Origin of the sequence: Pseudomonas sp. NPDC087697 (genome assembly GCF_044743155.1) — a bacterium.
Taxonomy (GTDB): Bacteria; Pseudomonadota; Gammaproteobacteria; order Pseudomonadales; family Pseudomonadaceae; genus Aquipseudomonas.
In genome coordinates, this window is sequence record NZ_JBIUVW010000096.1 from 1 (window position 1) to 1682 (window position 1682).

Consider the following 1682-nt stretch of genomic DNA (forward strand, 5'->3'; position numbering starts at 1 on the left):
GGCCCAGAGTGTGTAAAAACGCTGGATGAGGCTTTCACCTTCAAATCCAGGGCCTTTCTCACGCTTTGGCGCCCACGCACGGTCAGGATGCCCTTGGCCCACCAACTTGGCGTTGCCGATGACTTGAAAGGCCTGAGCCGGCTCTAATGTCCTCCAGACCATGTCCAAAGTTGGCCAAATCTTAGGTTGCCAGAGCCTTAATCAAGCTCCCGACCCCCATGATTTTCATCACTCGTTTCAGGTTGTAGGCGAGCACATTCAAGCTCATTTCTGCGCTCACCCCGGGCAGCTTTCGGGTCAGGAAATGGGCCGCTCCCATCCAGTGCTTGAGCGTCCCGAAGGGATGCTCAACCGTTCGTTTGCGGATCCGCATCATTTCTGGCGCGTTGCTCAGTCGACTCTGCATTTTTTCCAGTACGGTTTCATGCTCCCAGCGCCGGACTCGCCGTTCCCTGCCCGGTGTGCACTTCAATTTCAGTGGACAGTGTTGGCAGTTGGAACTCCAGTAACGGTGTAACTTCAGGCCGTTATCAACGCTGGAAAAGCGCCAGATCAACGCCTGTCCAGCCGGACAACTGTATTCGTTTTTCGCCGCGTCATAGATGAAGACATCGTTATTGAAACGCCCGTTCGCCTTGGCTCCGGAGGTCATTGGCTTCGGCACATAGGCGGTGATGTTGGCGTTGTGACAGGCCAGGATTTCTTCGCTTTTGAAGTAGCCTCGGTCAGCCACTACCGACAGCGTTTCCAAGCCCATGGCCTCGCGGGCCTGCTTGCCCATCGAGCTGAGTTGATCGCGGTCGGAGCCGGTATTGGTGACCTCGTGCGCAACGATCAAATGGTGCTGGGTATCGACTGCTGTCTGCACGTTGTAGCCGACGATTCCAGTGCCACGCGTCATCATGGAGCGGGCGTCCGGATCGGTCAGTGAAACCTGTTTGTCCGGCGAGTCGTTGAGCCGAACTTCGATCGCCTGAAGCTCTTTCATTTGAGCCTTCAGCTTGACGATTTTTTCTTCCAGTCGCGCAGCCTTGGGCTGTGCGGTCGAGGGTTCTTGCTGATCGGCTTCGTCGAGCGCAGTCAGATACCGGTTGATGCTCGATTCAATTTCTTCCATTCGCCGTTGCAACTTGGCGCTGGTGAAATTGCGGTCGCGGTTGTTGACGGCCTTGAACTTGCTGCCGTCGATGGCGACTAGGTTTTCTTCGAATAACCCCAGCTGCTGACACAGCACGACGAACTGCCGGCAGACACCGCGGATGGCTTTGCTGTTGTCTTTTCGGAAGTTGGCAATGGTCTTGAAATCGGGCATCAAGCGGCCGGTTAGCCACATCAGCTCGACGTTGCGCTGGGCTTCTCGCTCCAGCCGTCGACTCGACTGAATCCGGTTGAGATAGCCATAGATGTAGATCTTCAGCAGGATCGCGGGATGATAAGCAGGCCGGCCAGTATCGGCCGGTATGACGCCTTCAAAACCCAGCTTGACCAGGTCGAGTTCGTCGACAAAGACGTCAACTACGCGCACCGGATTGGTAACGCTGACGTAGTCATCGAGGCTTTCGGGAAGCAAGGTGCTTTGACCTCGATGTTCACCTTGAATAAAGCGCTTCATGGGCGATCCCTGCGATGAAATCCTCAGAAATCATAGCAAGGGTTCGCAAAGGCGTTTTTACACACTCTGG

1 protein-coding gene is annotated in these 1682 nt (G+C 55.4%); it reads right to left on the reverse strand.

Annotation, left to right across the window (positions count from 1 at the left end; translation table 11 throughout):
- Positions 1-181: 181 nt before the first annotated feature.
- The gene (locus ACIPIN_RS28925; protein ID WP_401124922.1) at positions 182-1612 is read right to left on the reverse strand and encodes an IS1182 family transposase; all 1431 of its coding nucleotides are present in this window, start codon (positions 1610-1612) and stop codon (positions 182-184) included.
- Between the last annotated feature and the right edge of the window lie 70 nt (positions 1613-1682).

Coding starts and splice junctions, on each gene's coding strand:
- ACIPIN_RS28925 (WP_401124922.1), bottom strand. CDS start 1,612: ATGAAGCGCTTTATTCAAGGTGAACATCGAGGTCAAAGCACCTTGCTT.